A 13,448-nucleotide genomic window follows, 5' to 3' on the forward strand; every position below is an offset into this window, starting at 1 on the left:
ATGGGAAACAGAGGCGGCGTCAACAAGTCTTGTGGGCATGAACACTTACCGGAATCTCAGCCAGAGAAGTCTCCTCCTCGCCCTCTCCGTCGCCGCTGTCGCGGGGTCGTTGGTCGTCGGTGGGAGTGGGGGTGCGCGGGCCGTCGAGGGTGGGGGTGGGCGGGGGGTCGTGTGGGAGCCGTGTGCGCGGGGCGGGGGGCCCGTGGGGCAGGAGTGTGGGGAGTTGGAGGTGCCGTTGGACTACCGGGAGCCCGGTGGGGAGAAGGTGACCCTCGCCGTGAGCCGGGTGCGCAGTGAGCGGCCGGAGGCGCGGCGGGGGGTGCTGCTGATGCTTCCCGGCGGGCCCGGGGGCTCCGGGGTGCAGGCGCTGGCCACGAAGGGGGTCGCGTTGCAGCGGGAGATGGACGGGGCGTACGACCTCGTGAGCTTCGATCCGCGTGGGGTCGGCGGCAGTACGACCGCGAGTTGCGGGCTCGACGCGGACGACCGGTATCTGGCGCATCTGCGGTCCTGGCCCGGCCCCGACGGGGAGATCGGGGAGAACACGGCCCGCTCGCGCCGTACCGCCGAGGCGTGTGACGAGAACGGCGGCCCCGTGCTGCGCAGTTTCACCTCCGCCAACGAGGTCCGGGACGTCGAGAGCTTCCGGCAGGCGCTGGGGGTGGAGAAGCTGTCGGCGTGGGGGACCTCGTACGGCACGTACATCGGGGCCGTCTACGCGCAGAAGTACCCGGACCGCACCGACCGTTGGGTGCTCGACAGCAGCGGCGACCCGGACCACACGCGGGTCGAGCAGGGCTGGATGGCCAACACGTCGAGGGCCGTCGAGGACCGCTTCCCCGACTTCGCCGCCTGGGCCGCCGACCCCGACCGGGAGGCGGAGGGGCTCCGGCTGGCCGAACGGACCGAGGACATACGGCCGTTGTACCTCGCTCTCGCGGCGCGGCTGGACCGCGAACCCAAGGAGTCGACCACCGAGGGCAACCCGCTGACCGGCGGCATGCTGCGGCAGGCGTTCCTCAGCGGTCTCTACTCCGACGCCAACTTCCCCCGGCTCGCGCGTCTCGTCCAGGACGCCCGGGACCCGGCCGCCACCCCCGTGCTGACCCCCGACGTCGCCCAGCCGCTGCGTGACGAGGACGCGGCGATCACGTTGGCCGTCATCTGCAACGACGTCCGCTGGCCCACCTCCGTCGCCGGATACGCGCGCGCCACGGAGGAGGACCGCGCCCGCTACCCGCTCACCGCGGGCATGCCCAGGAACGTCCTGCCCTGCGCGTTCTGGAAGAACGGCCCCACCGAGAAGCCGACCCGCATCACGGACCGGGGCCCGTCCAACATCCTGATGATCCAGAGCCTGCGGGACCCGTCCACCCCCTACTTCGGCGCCCTGAAGATGCGCGAGGCCCTGGGCGACCGGGCCAGGCTCGTCACCGTCGACCAGGGAGGCCACGGTATGTACCTGGCGAACGGAAACGCGTGCGGGGACAGCAAGGTCACCACCTTCCTGAAGACGGGCGAGCGGCCCGAGAAGGACGTGTACTGCGGGAGTTGAGCACGGCCTAGCGAGCCGTACCGAGCAGCTGCGTCCAGTACGTACCCTTCTCGCCGCCGCCGCGGAAGCCGATGCCTATGTGGGTGAAGTCCGGCTTGAGGATGTTCGCGCGGTGTCCGGGGCTGTCCATCCAGCCCCGGACCACCTCCGCCGCCGAGCGCTGACCGCAGGCGATGTTCTCGCCGATGCCCCGGTGCGTGCAGCCGGCGGCCGCCGCCCGGTCCCACGGCTGCCGGCCGTCCGGGCTCGTGTGGGAGTAGAACCCCCGCGCGACCATGTCGTCGCTGTGCGCCTGCGCCGCCGACGTCAGCCGGGGGTCGGGGGCCAGTGGGCGCAGGCCGGCGGCCCCGCGCTCCGCGTTCGTCAGGGCGACGACGTCGGACGCCACGGCCGCCAGGCCGTGCGGGGTGAGCGGGCTCGCCCACACCGCCGTCCAGAAGATGTCGCCACCCGGGCCCGGGGCATGGGCGACCCCGACCGCCGAGAGGGCGGGATCGCGGACCGTACGGCCCATGCGGGGGTCCGAGAGGCAGTACGCCAGGAAGTCGGCCTCCGTACGCGGACCGGAGACCAGCTGCTCGGCGACGGCCAGATACGCGTACCCGTGGGACACGACCCGCTGGTGGAGGGAGACGCCCGTCCGTCCCGGCGCGGAACCGAGCCGCCCGTCCGCCGCCATGGCGGCGCAGTGCGCCAGGGCCGCCGCCGCGAGACGGGCGTCGGCCGTGACGGGCGGCGCACCGGACCGGGAGCGTTCGGCGTTGACCAGGGCGGTGAAACCGTCGTCGAACCGGGGACGCGCCGGCGGCGGCGCCGACCGGGCGGGCACCGACCGTGCCGGGGTCACACCCCGCGCGGCGGGGGCGTCCTCGGCCACCTCCACCCCGAAGTCCCGCGCGATCCCGGCCAGCCCGTCCGCGTAACCCTGCCCGAGCGCCCGTAGCTTCCACCCGCCGCCCCGGCGGTAGATCTCCGCGAGCAGCAACACGCTCTCGTGCGTCGGCCGCCCCGGGGTGAACCGGGCCAGCCCCCGGCCGCCGCCACCGGTCACCGTCAGCGTCGGCACGGGCAGCCGGCCGAGCGGGACCCCCGGGTCGGCGGCGCTCACGACCACGGTGACCCGGCTCGCTCCGGCGCGCAGCCGCTCCACCTCCACGATGACCGTGTCGCCCCGCAGGTGCGCGCCGGGCGCCGACGGCTGGTTGTAGAAGACGAAGTCCCCGTCGCCCGAGACCTTGCCGTCCTCGCCCGTGACCAGCACGGACAGGTCGAAGGGCCCCGGCACCCGGATCACGAGCGCGCCCCCGGGCAGGGGCACATTCCCCCCGGCGATCAGTTCGAGCATCGTGCCGCCCTCCTCCCTCTCCGTACCGGACCCGCTCCGGACCCGGCCCGGCCCCCCGGACCGGCTCCGAATTCGTTCGTCGACGGGAGAACGGCCGACGCGAGCCACCGGGTTCCCCCGTCCGCCCTCATGGCCACCACTCGCCAATTCCCCCACTCCGGGAACTCGGGCCCGCCACGCCGCGACAACTCATGAGGACGCGGAGACGGACGGACGCACACAGCGGACACGCAGCACGCACGCAGCGCACAGCGCACGGCACGCAGCACGCAGCACGCACGCCCGAGCACACGTGGAGGCCGATGTGACACGCGACGACTGGTACGACGACGACAGCCTCTGGGTCGACTTCGCCCCGGCCATGTTCTCCGGCGCCCGCGCCGAGACCGTCGCCGAGCTGGTCCGCACCGCCCCGCTGCTGGACTTCCCGCCCGGCTCCCGGGTCCTCGACCTCTGCTGCGGCCCCGGCCTCTTCCTCGTCCCCCTCGCCGCACGCGGCTACCGCGTGACCGGCGTCGATTTGAGCCCCGCCATGCTGGAGCGCGCCGAAGCCGCCTGCCGCGAGGCGGCCGTAGCAGCCGTAGCGGCCGAAGCGGCCGTAGCGGCCGAAGCGGCCGGGACGAGCGGGGCGCCCAACCCGCCCAACCCGCCCGGCCCGCCCGTGCAGCCCGAGGCTCCCGAGCAGGACACCGTCCGCCTCGTACGCGCGGACATGCTCACCTACACCGCCCCCGAGGCCTACGACGTCATCCTCAACGTCTTCACCTCCTTCGGCTACTTCGAGGACCCCGACGACAACCTCCAAGTCCTGCGCAACGCCTGGCTCAGCCTCGCCCCCGGCGGCCGGCTGCTCGTCGACGTCATGGGCAAGGAGGTGCTCGCGGGCTGGATCGGCCGTCCACAGGCTGTGGATCTGCCGGACGGTTCGTACGTCGTGCAGCGCGACACCGTCCTCGACAGCTGGCGCAGACTCCGTACCGACTGGACGCTCGTGCGCGGCGAGACCGCCCGCACCGCCTCCATCAGGTCCTTCCTCTACAGCGCGGCCGAGCTGCACGACCTCTTCGTCACGGCCGGATTCGCGGACGTCGAGTGCTTCGGGGACTTCGACGGCGGGCCGTACGACCAGAGTTCGCGCCGGCTGATCGTCCGGGGCCTGAAGAAGTGACGCCCGGCGCCACCCTCGGCAGGGGTCCGCCCGGCCCCGGCCCCCACCCCGATTCCCGTACGCCACGCTCCCCATCCCCGGAGGACCCGTACGCCATGCCCCAGCTCAGCCCCGCCACCCCCCGCCTGTCGGTCCCCGTGCACGACCACATCACCGACGCCATGAAAGCCCCGGCCTTCCTCCGGCTCTCCGAGAACGTCGTGCTGGCCCGCTTCGAGACCATGAAGGTGTACGCGGCGCTCGGCGCCGTGCGCGAGCTGCTCGAACGCGGAAGGGTCGTACCCGGCCAGACCCTCGTGGACAGCTCCAGCGGCATCTACGCCCTCGCGCTCGCCATGGCCTGCCACCGCTACGGCCTGCGCTGCCACATCGTCGCGTCGACCACCGTGGACGCCACGATGCGCGCCCAGCTGGAGGTGCTCGGCGCCACCGTCGACCAGATGCCGCCCTCGCAGAGCCTCCGGCTCGACCAGGAGCGCCGGGTCCGCCACGTACGCCAACTGCTCGACTCCCGGCCGGACTTCCACTGGATGCGGCAGTACCACGACGGCGTGCACCACACCGGCTACCGCGAGCTGGCCGCCCTCGCCGCCGCCGCGCTGCCCGGCGAAGACCTCACCGTCGTCGGCACCGTCGGCACCGGCGCGTCGACCGGCGGACTCACACGGGCGCTGCGCGCCGACGGCCGTACCGTACGGCTGGTGGGCATCCAGCCCTTCGGCAGCGTGACGTTCGGCAGCGAGGGCTTCAGCGATCCGGACGCGATCATCGCGGGCATCGGCAGCTCCATCCCCTTCGGGAACGTGTGGCACGAGCTCTACGACACCGTGCACTGGCTCGACTTCCGGCACGCCATGGCCGGCTCGGTCGCCCTGCTCAAGGAACACGCGGTGTTCGCCGGGCTGTCCACCGGCGCGGCGCATCTCGTCGCCGCCTGGGAAGCGGCGCGCGACCCGCGCCGTACGCATCTGGTCCTCGGCGCCGACACCGGACACCGCTACGCCGAGCGCGTGTTCGCCCGGCACACCGAGGCGTCCGAACCCAGCGCCCTCAAACCCCACCCGATCGACGAACTCGCCGAACTGCGCCCGCCCTGGGCCGTCATGGAGTGGGCGAGGCGGCCCGCGCCCCCGAACGCCGTCGTCACGACCGAGAGCGAGGCCGGCCGATGACCGTCGCCGCCCTGGAAGCGCTCTCCTTCGGCCTCGGGCGTACGGCGCGGGCCTGCCACGCGACCGGGCACCGGTTCGTCCTGCTGACCGGCGACCGGAGCGTCTACCGCCACGAACTGGCCACCCAGGACAGCCGCGACGCCATCGAGGTCATCGACGTCGACACCTTCGACCCGGACGCCGTACGCCGCGCGCTCGCGCACGTGCCCGACCTCGCCGGGCTGATCAACACGACGGACACCTGGAGCGGGCCCGCGGCCGACCTCGCACAGGAACTCGGGCTGCCGGGTCCGGATCCGGAGGCCGTAAAACTTCTTCGTGACAAGGCGCGCGTGCGGCGGACGCTGCACCGGGCGGGGTTGAGCGCCGGAACGTCGGTGGTGGTCGAACCGACGGTGGACAGCGCCGAGTCGGTGCTCGGGACCGTCGGGCTGCCCGCCGTGCTGAAGGTGTCCGCCGGGACGTCGTCGCGCGACGTGTGGATCGTTCAGGACGACGAGGGGCTGCGCGCGGCGCTCACGGAGGCGGAGGAGCGCGGGCGCGGGCCGGGCGGTCTGAACGGAGAGCTCTTCGCCGAGCCCTTCCTCGCCGGGCCCCTCTACAGCGCCGAGACCCTGAGCTGGGAGGGACACACGCGGCTGCTGGGTGTGCTGAGCCGGCAGACGTCGCGCCGTCCCGCCGTACGGGAGGAGGCCGCCGCCTTCCCCGTCGCCCTGCCCGACGACGAACTGGCCGCGATCGAGCGGTGGGTGGGGCAGGTGCTGGCGGCGGCCGGACACGACCAGGGCTTCGCGCACGTCGAGTTCGTCCGCACCCGGAGCGGACCGGAACTCGTCGAGATCAACCGCAGGATCGGCGGCGCCCTCGTCGCGGAGGCCATGTGCCGCACGCTGGAGGTCAACGTCTACGAGGCGCTGGTCGACGTCACCCTCGGACGCCGCCCCCGGCTGCTGGACGCGCCGCTGCGCCCGACCGGGCCGGCCGTCGCGTTCGTCCTCGTGTACGCGGACGAGCCCGGCGTCCTCGACGGGTGGGCGGGCCTGGACGGTCTCAACGCCTTTCCGGGCGAGGTGGGTTGGTACCCGGTCCGGGCACCGGGTGACGCCGTGCAGCACGTCGGCGACCAGCGCGGCTGCACCGGCATGGTGCTCGCGGAGGGGCCGACGGCCGAACTGGCGGGGCACCGGGCGTGGAGCGCGGCCACGACCGTGCGGCCGGTCATGAAGACGGCCGCAGGGAGGTGAGGGGCCGGCCCGGAAGGGCCGGGGAGGTGAGGGGCCGGTCCGGTCCGGCCGGCACCCTGACGGGGCCGCAACTCTTCCTCCTCGGCGCCTCGTTCCTCATCACCCTCGGCAGCTTCGCCGTACTCCCCTATATGTCCGTGCTGCTCCACGACCGCTTCGGGCTCGGCCTCGGGGTCGTGGGCGCCGTACTGGCCGTGGCGTCGCTGGTGCAGTTCTCCGGCGGCGTCGTCGGCGCGGCGCTCGCGGCCCGGATCGGACTGCGGGCGACGATGCTGGTGGCGCTCGCCGTACGTACGGCGGGCTTCGCCGCCTTCGTACCCGGGCTGACCCGGCCGGTCGTCGCGGTGGCCGCGCTGTTCCTGGTGTCGTGCGGGGCGGCGCTGTATCTGCCTGCCAACAAGGCCTACCTGGTGGCGGGTTGTGGGCCGGAGCGGCGGCCGGGGCTGCTGGCGGCGAGCGGCTCGGCGTTCAACGCGGGCATCGCCCTGGGGCCGCCGGCCGCCGCGCCCTTCGTACTGACGTCGCCGGCCGGGCTGTTCACGGGGGTGGCGGTGCTGTTCGCGCTGGTGGGGGTGGGGCACGCGCTGCTGCCGTGGGTGGCGGACTCGGCGGACTCGGCGGACGAGGCGGACGAGGCGGACGAGGCCGAGGAGCCGGGGGAGGCGGGGGAGCCGGGAGAGGGCTCGGGAACGGAGAAGAGTCCCTCAGGCCGCAAAGTACCGTCCGCCCTCCCGCCGTTCGCGTTCACCGTGCTCGCCGTCTACATCTTCATGTTCTTCCAGCACTACCTCGCCCTCTACGCCGTTCCCCGCACCTCCACCGCCTTCTACGGCACCGTCCTCATGGGTTACGCGCTCCTCCTCGTCCTCGCCCAGCCGCTCTCCGCGCGCCGGCTCGCGGCGCTGCCGTACGCGACGGCGCTGCGGGTCGGCTTCGGCGCGATGGCGGCCGGTACGGCCGTGCTCGCGCTCGGCGGGCGGGCGGGGATCGCGGCCGGCGCGGTACTGCTCTGCTTCGGCGAGATCGTCCTCTTCCTGAAGAACGACCTCGAAGCGCTCGACCGGTCGACCGCCCCGTCGGCGACGGTCTTCGGCAGACAGCGGCTGGCGGCCGGGCTCGGGGCGTTCGCGGCGGCCGTGGTCGGCGGTCAGATGTACGGGGCGGCCGAACGCGCCTCGGCGGTACCGGTGTTCTGGCTGGTGGTCAGCGCGCAGGCGGTGCTGCTGCCCGTGCTGCTGGTGGCGTACGTGACCGGTACCGCGCGGCGCCGCGCGGGCGGCGAGCTCGCCGAAGCTCACCACCCGCGCTGACGTGCGCGGACTCGCGGCTAGGCGCGCGTCATACGGGGACCGCCGCAACGGCTGCAACGGCTGTGGCGCCCGTAACGTCGGTAATCTCCGTAACACCTGTAACACCCGTAGCGCCCGTAGTGCACGCAGCACTCGCAGCACTCGCAACACCCGCGACGGCAGTGACAACCTCCCCGGCCATCGCGTCCGCGTCGCGCCGGGTCCCGCCCTCGCCGCCCGGCTCCCAGACCGCCGCGAGATCCCGCCGCGCGCGGGCGACCCGGGACCGTATCGTCCCCACGGGGCACCCGAGGGCGTCGGCGGCCTCGGCGTACGACAGCCCGAGAAGCCGGGTGAGTACGAACGCCTGCCGGCGCCCCGGATCCATCGTCGCCAGCGCGTCCGCGAGCGCCACGGACTCCTCGAAGCCCGGCAGATGCCGAGGCTGTGCGCGGTCCGCGACGGTCACCCAGTCCGCGGTGTCCGCGATCCGGGGCCGTACGGCGGCCCGCCGGTACCGGTCGACCACCACCCGGCGCGCGATCGCCAGCAGCCATACGCGCGCGCAGGAACGCCCCGCGAAGCGCGCGAGGCTCGCCAGCGCCCGCAGATACGTCTCCTGGGTGAGGTCGTCCGCGCCGCGCACGTCGGCGCTGAGATGCGCGACGAACCGGCGTACGTCGTCGTACGTGGCCCGTACGAAGAGTTCCGCCGCCCGCCGGTCGCCCAGCCCGGCGGCCAGGGCCCACGCGGTGATCTCGGAGTCGTCGGCGGAGCTGTGGGCGCGTGTGCCTCGCGCGGTCGTCGGATGTATGCGGGTGGGGGGTATGTGCCCGGGCTGTCTGGAGGCAGGCGTGTGCAGGGCAGCAGGTATCACGGAACGTCCTTCGCGTCCGGGCCGCGTGGCCCGTGGAGTGAGAGCGGTGAAGGTGAGGAGTGGAGATGCGCTCAGAACGCGAAGGGCGGGGGCCCGCGCCGCGACACGACGTGCGCGGCCGGGAGTTGGGCGGGCGGCCGGATCGGCCGGTACGCGACGGGGGGTGCGAGCACCGGGCGGTACGCTGTCCCGCCGCCGCTGAGCATCGTGTGGGCGAGCCGGAGCCGCTCGTACGCCAGGCCGTACGCGAACTCGCCGACGAACAGCGCGAGCGCGCCCATGAGTTGTACGAAGGCGTGGTCGCCGCGCCACAGCCACCAGCCGCACACCAGGCCGGCGAGCAGGTGGGCGCCGATCATGCCGGAGGTGAGGCCGGAGCTGTCGAGGAGACCGATCGGCCCGTTCATGCCGAGGAGTTCACCGAAGGCCTCGTGGGACGTCTCGCCGCCGGCGCCTCTGTCGCCTCCGCCGGCGGTGGTGCCGGCGGAGGCGGCGCCCGTGTGGCCGGCGTCGTGTCCCGCGTGGCCGCCGCGCGGAGCGGGGTGCAGACCGCTGAACACCGCGTGCAGCAGCAGCTGTCCGGCGGCGCTCGCGCCGACGATCAGGGCGCCGCCGCGTTCTCTGCGGGACAGCCACCAGCCCGCGACGCACACCGGCAGGAAGGCGAAGGCGAGGGCGCGCGGCGGCAGGGGGTCACCGGACGACAGGGTGTGGCCGAGCGCCGACACCACGACGCACACGGCGGCGAAGACCGCGGTGCGCGCGAGGCGGAGTGCGGGTCCGGCTCCCATGGCCGTCATGGTGCCAGCGTGACACGGCGGTCGCGAAAGGCCGCCTGATGGGCATACATCGGATGTTCAGGCGCTTTGCGGGGACATGGAGTTGGTGTGATCCAGCTCACATGAAGTGCTCGGGAACTTCTCGGTCCCGGCCACCGACACCTCCAACAGTACGACCGCGCACCAATCCGTACGACGGCAGATGACGGAACCGGAGACCGCCCGATGAATCCGCCCCCAGAGCCAGTGACGCCCGACGCAGAGAAGACCGTGGCCTCGGCCCCGCACGCCGACCCCGCCGACCCCGTCGGCCGCGTCGGCGAAGGCGCGACCGCCGGGACCGGCGAGGCCGACGCGACCGCCGATGCCGCAGAGGCCGGCGCGACCGGCGAAGCGGCTCCCTCGGCGGCGTCCCCGGGGTCCCCCGCGTCCGCCACGGGGGCCACCGCGGTCACCGCCGCCGCAACCGCCACCACGCCGCGCGTCACCCTCCGCTCGGATCTGCGGGCGAGCTGGCTCGACGGCCTGGTCGCCCTGCTCGTCACGGCCGTTGTCTTCGTCATCCTCTACGTACGTATCGAGTCGGAGACGTCGTCCACCCTGACGGTCATGCCGTTCATGGCGGACACGAGCGAATTCTGGATGTACTACCTCAGCCAGGCCTTCGGCTGGTCCGCACTCCTCTGGGCGTGGGGCACCGTCATCATCGGGCTGCTCCTCTCGGGTCCGCGCCCGGCCCGACTGCCGCTCTCCGGCCCGACCCTTGAGCGTCTGCACCGCACCACCAGCCTCAACACGATCGCGCTCATCGTCGCCCACGCGCTGCTGTTCGCCGCCGAGCTGATCTACCAGGACACCGACTCCTGGCCCTCACGGCTGGGCAGCGCCGTCCTGGAGACGTTCATCCCCGGCGGCTACAACTCCGGCACCGGCGTCTGGGCCATGCCGATCGGCCAGGCCGCCCTCTATCTCGCGATCCCGCTCGGTCTGCTCTTCTATGTACGCCACCGCATCGGCCCGAAGACCTGGCGGATCCTGCACCGCTTCGTACTCGTCGTCTACGTCCTGAGCGTGTGGCACACCCTGCTGTACGGCACCAACGTCTGGTACGACGGAGCCTTCCGCAACACCGTGTGGCTGCTCCAACTCCCCATCGCCGCACTCTTCCTGCTCCGTCTCCTGCGTCCCGCCCGCCGCTCGGAACGGCTCCTGTCGCCGGCCGCGCACCGCGGGTCCAAGGCCGGATGGACGCTGCGCCTGACGGGGCGGGTGGCGGCTGTGGCCATCATCGGTGTCCTGGTCGCGGTGATCGCCTCGGGCCGTGACGGCGGGCGTACGGTGCCGCCGGAGGACACGTCGTCCACACACGTCCACGACGACTGACGGCGACGACTGACGGCGGCGCCCGACACCGGCGCCCGCCACGCCCAACAACGGCACCCAACAACGGCGGACGACCGCTTCCCACCGCGGCCGTCCGCCGCCTCCCAACCGGACCGTTACCGTCCACCCCGTAACGTCCGCACCTTCTCCACCAGCCTGCCGCCTTCTCCGCCCCGCCCCCCGCGCGCAGGGGCAACCGGCCGCGCCGGAGCGGGCGTTGCCCATGTGAATTCCATTCAGTTGCCATGGAGCACGGCACCCGAGGTCGCCATACTTTCCAGAGGGAACAACCACCCTCGACATGGTCGATTCGGAGCGTGCTGTGATCGACGAGACGACAGCGGGGCTGCTGGAGGCGGCAGGCCCGCAGATGTACCGGCGGAACGCTTTCCGCATCACCGGTCTGCCCACATACGCGGACCGGCGGACGGTACGGCAGCGGCAGCAGCGCATCACCCCCGCGCTCGAACTCGGTGCCGACGTCGACCTCGGACACTCGCTCCCCGTCGGTCTCGACGACATACGGGGCGCCTTCGACCGTATCCTCGGCGACCCTCGCCGCCGGCTGGTCGACGAACTGTTCTGGCTCTGGGACGCGGACGAGGACGGGAGCGGGGGCGGGGACGGGGGCGGGAACGCGAGCGGCGTCGGCGGGAACGCCGTCGGGGGCGGAAGCGGCGGAACACAGCACGGGCAGGGCCCCTCCTGCGACTGCCCGAAATCGCTGCACCGCGACCACGACGCCGCCGTACGCGCGCACAGCGCGGCGCTCGACATCAGCGCCGACGAACTGTCGGCGCGCTGGGGTGACTCCGAGGCGACGCGACTGTGGACGGAGGCCTCCCGGCTGTGGGGCCAGGTGCTGCGCCGCGCCGTCTTCTGGGACCACGTGCGGCACCGTATCGCCGTCCTCGACGACCGGCAGCTCGACGACTCCGTGGTCGACACACTGCGCGACGCCATGCCGGCCACCCTGGTCAAGCCACTGATCGAGCTGGCGTCGACGGCGTCGAACACCGCCGACCGCCTGCTGCTCACCAAACTGGCGCACGGCTGGCCACTCGTACCGTCCAGCCTGGTCGAGGACCAGTTGGAAGAGGCCGCCGCGCCTCACTACGAGTCGCTCCGCGCGACCGCCAAACGGGCGTCGTCCCAGTTGGAAGGGGGGGACTGGGACGGCGCCGCGGCACAGGCGTACGAACACGCCCTGCCGGCCCTGAAAGAGCTGGAGGCCCTGGTCCCGTACGCCAGGCACCGGCGCACCTCGACCGCCCGCAACGACATCGCCGTCCTGCTCAACAACTGCGCCACCGCCGCCACGGACGCGCTCGGACCGGCCGCGAACCTGAAGGCGTCGAAGTGGTTCCGCACCGCGGGCGAACTGGCGACGGACCCGGTCACACAGCAGACGATCAGGACCAACCGCGAGGGTCTGCGCGACATGATGGAGACGTTCAACTCCATCGAGACGCAGGTCGAACAACTGGTCGCCGCCGGCCGCATCAGCCTCGCCAGAACCCTGCTGCTGAACGTCAAACGGCAGCTCGCCGGCGGCCCGGGGACCGAGGAGATCGACCAGATGCTGGCCGATCTCCGTGACTGGCCCCCCGGTTCGTACCTCACGGGCAGCTCGGGCGGGAACCGCACCCCCGGCCTTGGCCGCAAGGTCTTCACCCTGGTCATGGCCGTCGTGCTGCTGCTCCTGCTCGCGCGGGCGCTCACCGGCCTGTTCGACAACGACGACGGCGACGGCACTGGCGCCCGGCCGGGCGCAGGCACCGTCGTCCTCTCCGCCACCGACGCGGACGAGAACGACCCGGTGGGCGGCTGCATAGAGCGCGAGTCGGACTGGGAGATCGGCGCCCGCGAGGTGGCCGTGGTCCCGTGCGAGGACGCCCACTGGGGTGAGGTGGTGTCGTACGAACCGCTGATCAGCGCGGAGTCCACGTATCTCACCCGCACGTACCCGGGAGCGGACCAGGCGGTGGCGCTCGCCCGCTTCCGGTGCGAACTCAGGCTGGCCAGGCTCGGTGACGAGGGAGAAGGGCTGGCGGTGAGTTACACGGTGCCCCCCAAGGAGGTCTGGAACACGGGGGTCGGATCGCCGCTGGGCGCCGAGTACACGACGTGTGTGGTGCACCGGGCGGACAACGGGGCCATGACGGAGGAGGACCGGGTGCCGCTGAACATCACCGGAGGCGGGGCACCGGCGCTGATGGACACCTTCAGCCAGTTCGTCCGGGACAACGCGCCGGTGGGGTCGTGCGTCCAGACCAAGAAGGATCTGTCCGCCGAGTCGATCGATCTCCCCATCGTGCCCTGCGAGGAGCTGCATTGGGCGGAGATCATCGGCTACCCCGTTCTGTACGAGGCCGATTCCACACATTGGCCGGGCAACGAAGTTGTCTACGCCCGCGCGAAGGCCGCGTGCGAGGATCTGACCAAGGACTCGCCGAGCGCCAGCATGCGCCTGCATGTCGTCTATCCCGCCCAGGACTGGTGGAGTGGCCTGGACAGCCCGATCTACGCCATGTGCGCCATGTCCTACCCGGGTGACAACAGCTTCGGCGGCGGGCTGTGACCACACCCCCGTCCGAGCGGCGGCTACCGATGATGACCATGGAGGAGAGACGGTT

General features: G+C 72.7%; 10 protein-coding genes. 7 read left to right on the top strand and 3 right to left on the bottom strand.

Annotated elements, in window-relative coordinates; translation table 11 throughout:
• Positions 1 to 37: 37 nt before the first annotated feature.
• Positions 38 to 1,555, top strand: coding sequence for an alpha/beta hydrolase (locus tag ACFWU9_RS19470; protein ID WP_384319932.1), 1,518 nt, complete (start codon positions 38 to 40; stop codon positions 1,553 to 1,555).
• A gap of 7 nt (positions 1,556 to 1,562) precedes the next feature.
• Here the strand turns inward: ACFWU9_RS19470 and ACFWU9_RS19475 are convergent, their stop codons facing one another.
• Positions 1,563 to 2,900, bottom strand: coding sequence for a CAP domain-containing protein (locus ACFWU9_RS19475; protein ID WP_384319934.1), 1,338 nt, complete (start codon positions 2,898 to 2,900; stop codon positions 1,563 to 1,565).
• Positions 2,901 to 3,261: 361 nt separating this feature from the next.
• Here ACFWU9_RS19475 and ACFWU9_RS19480 point away from each other — a divergent pair, with 361 nt between their 5' ends.
• From ACFWU9_RS19480 to ACFWU9_RS19495, 4 genes are all read left to right on the top strand, one after another.
• Entirely contained in the window at positions 3,262 to 4,068 is an 807-nt protein-coding gene (locus tag ACFWU9_RS19480) for a class I SAM-dependent methyltransferase (protein ID WP_384320031.1), read from the top strand.
• Positions 4,069 to 4,163: 95 nt separating this feature from the next.
• The gene (locus ACFWU9_RS19485) at positions 4,164 to 5,240 is read left to right on the top strand and encodes a pyridoxal-phosphate dependent enzyme (RefSeq protein ID WP_384319936.1); all 1,077 of its coding nucleotides are present in this window, start codon (positions 4,164 to 4,166) and stop codon (positions 5,238 to 5,240) included.
• Positions 5,237 to 6,484, top strand: coding sequence for an ATP-grasp domain-containing protein (locus ACFWU9_RS19490; RefSeq protein ID WP_384319938.1), 1,248 nt, complete (start codon positions 5,237 to 5,239; stop codon positions 6,482 to 6,484). Before ACFWU9_RS19485 ends, ACFWU9_RS19490 begins: the two co-directional genes overlap by 4 nt.
• A gap of 26 nt (positions 6,485 to 6,510) precedes the next feature.
• Positions 6,511 to 7,794, top strand: a complete 1,284-nt coding sequence (locus ACFWU9_RS19495) for an MFS transporter (RefSeq protein ID WP_384319940.1) — start codon at positions 6,511 to 6,513, stop codon at positions 7,792 to 7,794.
• 28 nt (positions 7,795 to 7,822) lie between these two features.
• On the opposite strand, the gene ACFWU9_RS19500 is transcribed toward ACFWU9_RS19495, so the two are convergent.
• Together ACFWU9_RS19500 and ACFWU9_RS19505 are read right to left on the bottom strand one after the other, a co-directional pair.
• Entirely contained in the window at positions 7,823 to 8,587 is a 765-nt protein-coding gene (locus ACFWU9_RS19500; protein WP_384320033.1) for a sigma-70 family RNA polymerase sigma factor, read from the bottom strand.
• A gap of 134 nt (positions 8,588 to 8,721) precedes the next feature.
• Positions 8,722 to 9,450 (bottom strand): hypothetical protein, encoded by a 729-nt coding sequence (locus ACFWU9_RS19505; protein WP_384319942.1) that lies wholly within the window; start codon positions 9,448 to 9,450, stop codon positions 8,722 to 8,724.
• A gap of 225 nt (positions 9,451 to 9,675) precedes the next feature.
• Between ACFWU9_RS19505 and ACFWU9_RS19510 the strand changes: the two genes are divergently transcribed.
• Both ACFWU9_RS19510 and ACFWU9_RS19515 read left to right on the top strand, forming a co-directional pair.
• A complete protein-coding gene (locus tag ACFWU9_RS19510; RefSeq protein WP_384319944.1) occupies positions 9,676 to 10,812 on the top strand; it encodes a ferric reductase-like transmembrane domain-containing protein in 1,137 nt (378 codons plus the stop codon).
• Between the two features lie 301 nt (positions 10,813 to 11,113).
• A complete protein-coding gene (locus tag ACFWU9_RS19515) occupies positions 11,114 to 13,393 on the top strand; it encodes a septum formation family protein (RefSeq protein WP_384319946.1) in 2,280 nt (759 codons plus the stop codon).
• Positions 13,394 to 13,448: the final 55 nt, after the last annotated feature.

Source organism: Streptomyces sp. NPDC058653 (assembly GCF_042716895.1).
In the GTDB taxonomy this organism is placed as follows: domain Bacteria; phylum Actinomycetota; class Actinomycetes; order Streptomycetales; family Streptomycetaceae; genus Streptomyces.

Bases quoted from the DNA above. Each gene is read 5' to 3' on its own strand.
- ACFWU9_RS19475 (WP_384319934.1), bottom strand. From the start codon at position 2,900: ATGCTCGAACTGATCGCCGGGGGGAATGTGCCCCTGCCCGGGGGCGCG.
- ACFWU9_RS19490 (WP_384319938.1), top strand. From the start codon at position 5,237: ATGACCGTCGCCGCCCTGGAAGCGCTCTCCTTCGGCCTCGGGCGTACG.
- ACFWU9_RS19480 (WP_384320031.1), top strand. From the start codon at position 3,262: ATGTTCTCCGGCGCCCGCGCCGAGACCGTCGCCGAGCTGGTCCGCACC.
- ACFWU9_RS19485 (WP_384319936.1), top strand. From the start codon at position 4,164: ATGCCCCAGCTCAGCCCCGCCACCCCCCGCCTGTCGGTCCCCGTGCAC.
- ACFWU9_RS19515 (WP_384319946.1), top strand. From the start codon at position 11,114: ATGGTCGATTCGGAGCGTGCTGTGATCGACGAGACGACAGCGGGGCTG.
- ACFWU9_RS19505 (WP_384319942.1), bottom strand. From the start codon at position 9,450: ATGACGGCCATGGGAGCCGGACCCGCACTCCGCCTCGCGCGCACCGCG.
- ACFWU9_RS19470 (WP_384319932.1), top strand. From the start codon at position 38: ATGAACACTTACCGGAATCTCAGCCAGAGAAGTCTCCTCCTCGCCCTC.